Raw genomic sequence first — 4645 nt, 5'->3', positions numbered from 1 at the left:
GTCGCGGCTGATCTGGTCGGTGAAGCGCTGGCCGAAGCCGGTCGAGCCGCGCGGGTTGAGCATCGCGACCACGTACCCGGGCGCCGCGAACAGCTGCGCGTTCCACCGGCCGTGGAACTGGTCGAGCCAGGCGCCTTGCGGGCCGCCGTGGATCAGGATGACGGCCGGATAACGGCGCGATGGGTCGAACCCCGGCGGCGTGACCAGCATCCCGAAGACGCTGTCGCCGCCGGCGCCCACCCAGCCGAACTCGCGGGCCGGGTTCATGCGGACCTGCGCGAGGCGATCCGCGTTGAGGCGCGTGAGCCGGCTTGGAGGAGTACGGTGGTCCACGAACCACGCGTACACCTGCGGCGGCTGGTCCTGGGCGTCGCTAACGAACGCGAACGACGGCGCGCTCGCCGACGTGGCCACGGACATCTGGGACGGGTTCATGTCGGTGAGGACCTCGTGCACCTCGCCGGTGGCGAACACCACGTGCACCATGATGTGGCGCTGCCGCTTCTCCGTGACCGCGAACAAGTCGTTCCCGCCGGTCGCGAACGCGTACTCGAGGATGTTGTTGTCCCAGCCGTGCAGGACCTCACGCACCTGGCCGGACTGCCGGTCCTTCACCATCAGCCGCCAGCGGTCCGCCTCGAAGCCTGCGCGCTCCTGCGAGAGGAACGCAAGGTAGCGCCCGTCGGCGGAGTAGAGCGGGTTCTGGTCCGCGCCGGGCAGGTTCGCGGTGACGAGCGAAGGCTCGCCACCGGCGACGGGCACGGAGTAGATGTCGAGGTTGGTGGTCCAGGCCTGGTCGCGGCCGGCGAGCTTGGTGGTGAAGGCGATCTCGCGCTCGTCGGGACTGAAGGCGTACGACTCCGAACCGCCGAACGGCGGCACGGGTGTGTCGTAGTCCTTCCCCGCGAGCAGGTCGCGCGGCGTCCCGCCGTCCGCGGAGACCACGAAGAGATGGCTTCGCAGGCCGTCTTCCCAGGCGTTCCAATGGCGGAACAGCAGGCCGTCGATGGTACGCGCTCGGCTCGGCCGGCGCTCCTCCTCGGCGGCTCGCCGCTGGTTGCACGCGTCGTCGCGGCACTCGGCGTACCCCTCGGAGACGAAGGCGAGCGAACGCCCGCTCGGCGACCAGATCACGCCATCGGCGCCCGTGGAGAGCGTGGTGAGCTGCCGGCGCGCGCCGGAGGCGCTTTCGTAGATCCAGACCTGCGGCGTGCCGCCGCGCGAACTTATGTACGCGAGGCGCCGGCCGTCGGGAGACCACTTCGCGCTCCGGCCGCCTAACGAGTCGGTGGAGATGCGGCGCGCTTCGGCCGGGTTGTCGGACGCCCGGAGCCACAGGTCGGTGCGCCGCCGGTTGGCGGTGACGTCGGTCGTGGTCACCGTGTACGCCACCTGGCGGCCGTCCGGCGAGATCGCCGGCTCGGACGGCCGGTCGAAGGCAAGGAAGTCCTGCACGGTGAGCGCGCGGGGCTGTTGCGCGGCCACCGTTCCGGCCGTGGCGGCGAGCGCGAAAAGGCCAAGCGTCAAGCGCATCATCGGATCCTCACGATGTGGAGTCGCATCCGGTGCGTCGGCGCGTCCGCTGCACCAACGCGTCTGTTCGTCCTACCATCCGACCGCGCCGCCGGGAATGCGCGGATCGGTGACCCCTTCGATCCCGTGGGGCGTGACGCGGACCGCGTTGATCACTCCGTTCCCCCCCGGCCGCGTGAAGAAGGCGTGCCCCATCGCTTCCAGCGCCCGCCGCACTTCGGGGTCCATGCCGCCCTGCTCCCAGCGGATCGAGTCCGGCAGGGACTGGTGATGGATACGCGGCGCGAAGACCGCCTCGGCGAGCGTCATCCGGTGGTCGATCACGTTCGAGATCACCTGGGCCAGCGCGCTGATGATCCGCGGCCCGCCGGGAGAGCCCACGACTAGGGCGAGCCGGCCGCGCTGGTCGAGCACGATGGTCGGCGTCATGGCCGAGAGCATGCGCTTGCGCGGCGCGATGGCGTTGGCCTCGCCTTGGAAGAGACCGTAGTCGTTCGGGACGCCGGGCTTGGAGGTGAAGTCGTCCATCTCGTTGTTGAGGAGGAAGCCCGCCCCCGGTACCAACATCGCGTTGCCGAAGTTGTCGTTCAGGGTGGTGGTGACCGAGGCGGCGTTCCCTTGGGCGTCCACGAGGGAGTAGTGCGTGGTCTCCTGGCTTTCGACGATAGGCGGCATCGCGGTGCTCGGCGTGGCCCGGTCTCGATCGATGGCGCGGCGCAACTCCGCGGCGTACGACTTGGAGAGCAGCCGGTCGAGCGGCATCCGCACGAAGTCCGGGTCGCCGAGGTAGCGGTTGCGGTCGGTGAAGGCGCGGCGCATCACCTCGACCTCGAGGTGGATCAGCTCGGCGCTTCCGAACGGCGGGAGCCGGCGCCATCCCTCGAGCATGTTGAACATCTCCGCCATCGTGACGCCGCCGCTCGAGGAAGGCGGCATCGAGATCACGCGCCAGCCGCGGTAGGTGAACTGGATCGGCTCGCGCCAGAGCGCTCGGTAGCCCTCCAGGTCCTGGTGGGTGATCAGGCCGCCGCTCCGCCGCATTTCGGCCATGATCAGGTCGGCGGTTCGGCCGCGATAGAAACCGGCCGCGCCCGAATCGGCGATGAGCTCCAGGGTGCGTGCCAGCTCGGGCTGCCGCCACAAGAGGCCGCGGCGCAGCGGCTCGCCACTGGGGAGGAGGAGTCCGGCCGTGGATGGGAAGCGCGCCAGGCGCTCGCGGTTGGCGGCGATGACGGCGGCGCGTGCGCTGTCCACTTCGTGGCCGTTGCGCGCCAGCTCCACGGATGGCATCACGAGCTCACGCCACGGCAGCCGTCCGAAGCGCCGGTGCATCTCGTACATCCCTGCCACGGCGCCCGGGACGCCGGAGGCGAGCGGGCCGATGAGCGAGGCGGAGGTGACGTGCCCCGCCGAGTCCACGAACATGTCGCGGGTGGCGGCGGCGGGCGCGGTCTCACGGTAGTCGAGCGCGAAGACCTGGCCGTCGGCTTGGCGATAGACCAGGAACCCGCCGCCGCCGATGTTGCCGGCGCGCGGGGTCACCACGGCCTGGGCGAAGCCGACGGCTACGGCCGCGTCAATGGCGTTGCCGCCACGCCGCATTATGTCGGCGCCGATGCTGCTCGCGAGCGGGTGTTCTGAGGCGACCATGACATGCTCGGCCACGACCGGCGGCGCGATGTTGGCGTAGCGCCACGAGGCCGGGATGTGAGACACCGAGCGAGAGCCGCGGGAGCTGCACGCTGCCAGGGCAAGGATGGCAATGAGGGGAGCGCGGCGCATGGACATCAACCCTAATCCGACCGGGTGCCGCTCCGCCAGTCGCGCGGCTCGGTCCGTCCGCCCGATCACATCATGCGCCAAGCGGCTTCCGCACTCGGGGCAGAACTTGGGCGAGCCGTCGGCGACGGCTCCGCAGCTCGCGCACGTCTTCTTCTGCGCCGTCGGCGTGCCGCACTCGGGGCAGAACTTGCTCCCCTGGGTTTTCGCGCCGCACTTCGGGCAGTTCACCGCCGTGACCTTCGCGAGGTCGCGCTCACCGACGAAATCCACGGCCTTGGCCTTCTCGATGACCTGCTCCCTGGCCGTCTGGGCCTGCGCCGAGGCGATTTCCTCGTCGACGTCGGGGGCGCACTTCTCGCATAGCCCGGCCTTCTTGTTCCAGCACACCGGCTCGCACACCCACTGGCCGCAGCGGGTGCACTGCTTGAAGAGGGGACGGATCTCCTCGACCGCCGCCTTGAGGGCGGCGTCGTGCTGCGGGCCGGCGACCATGGCCTAGAGCTGTTCCGCGCCATGGGCGGCGCGTCCGAAGATGCCGCCCAGGAGCGACGACACCGCGCCGGCCGCGGCCGCCGCGGCGCCGAGGGTGTTGGTCTTGGAGGTGGACATGTAGCCGTTGCCGCACTTCTGGCAGAAGAACTTGAACTGGAAGCCGCGGTTGGACGACAGGTCCGTGTAGTTGTCGGTGAACGGGATCGTGGCCATTCGGGACAGGCTCCTTTGTGGCGAATAGTCCTGCCTCGGCGCCGGGGCGTCAAGCGTCCGACGCTATCCAGGGGCGTGAGCCGCAGCGGACGCTCCTCCGGCGGCTCGAGCAGGTAGGCGTGCTTCACCACCACGAGATAGTAGTAGACCGACACGGTGCTGTTCACCGCGCCGAGCAGCACCAGCCACCACCAGCCTTCTCCCATCGCCGCGCGGAAGAGGAACCATTTCCCGATGAACCCGGAGGTCGGCGGGACGCCGGCCAGCGCGAACAGCGCCAGCAGCAGCGTGGCCGCGAGGAGCGGCGACCTGCGATGGAGACCGCGCAGGTCGTCGAGCGACGGACTGTGGGACACAATGTCCGCTATTCCGAGTGCGATTCGAGGCTTCCGGCGCCTGACGGTCCGCCCGGGTGCCGCACGCCGGGCTGCGCCTGAAGTGCCTTGTGGATAACGGTTTGCGGTTGGCGGCGACGCCGTTCTCCTGTCTCCTAAGGCCCGGCCTCTTGTCGGAATGCAACTTGCGATTTTCGGGCCGGGGCGGCCGAGCTGGCGTCCCCGTATCCGACCGACTGGAAGGGGTCCGATGACTCGTCCCATGGTCACGATCGACGGCAACGAAGCCG

3 protein-coding genes are annotated in these 4645 nt (G+C 69.8%); all 3 read right to left on the bottom strand.

What is annotated here, in order from left to right; genetic code table 11:
* Positions 1-1536: prolyl oligopeptidase family serine peptidase (locus Q8Q85_02990; protein MDP3773210.1), on the bottom strand; the 1536-nt coding region annotated here is incomplete at its 3' end.
* Positions 1537-1605: 69 nt separating this feature from the next.
* The gene (ggt, locus tag Q8Q85_02985) at positions 1606-3807 is read right to left on the bottom strand and encodes a gamma-glutamyltransferase (protein MDP3773209.1); all 2202 of its coding nucleotides are present in this window, start codon (positions 3805-3807) and stop codon (positions 1606-1608) included.
* Between the two features lie 3 nt (positions 3808-3810).
* On the bottom strand, positions 3811-4020 hold the full coding sequence (locus Q8Q85_02980; protein MDP3773208.1) for a hypothetical protein: 210 nt from the start codon (positions 4018-4020) through the stop codon (positions 3811-3813).
* Between the last annotated feature and the right edge of the window lie 625 nt (positions 4021-4645).

The sequence above is a fragment of the Gemmatimonadales bacterium genome (assembly GCA_030697825.1).
Classification (GTDB): Bacteria; Gemmatimonadota; Gemmatimonadetes; order Gemmatimonadales; family JACORV01; genus JACORV01.
The sequence above is the reverse complement of the archived record's forward strand: the minus strand, read 5'-3'. Positions and strand labels throughout refer to the sequence as shown.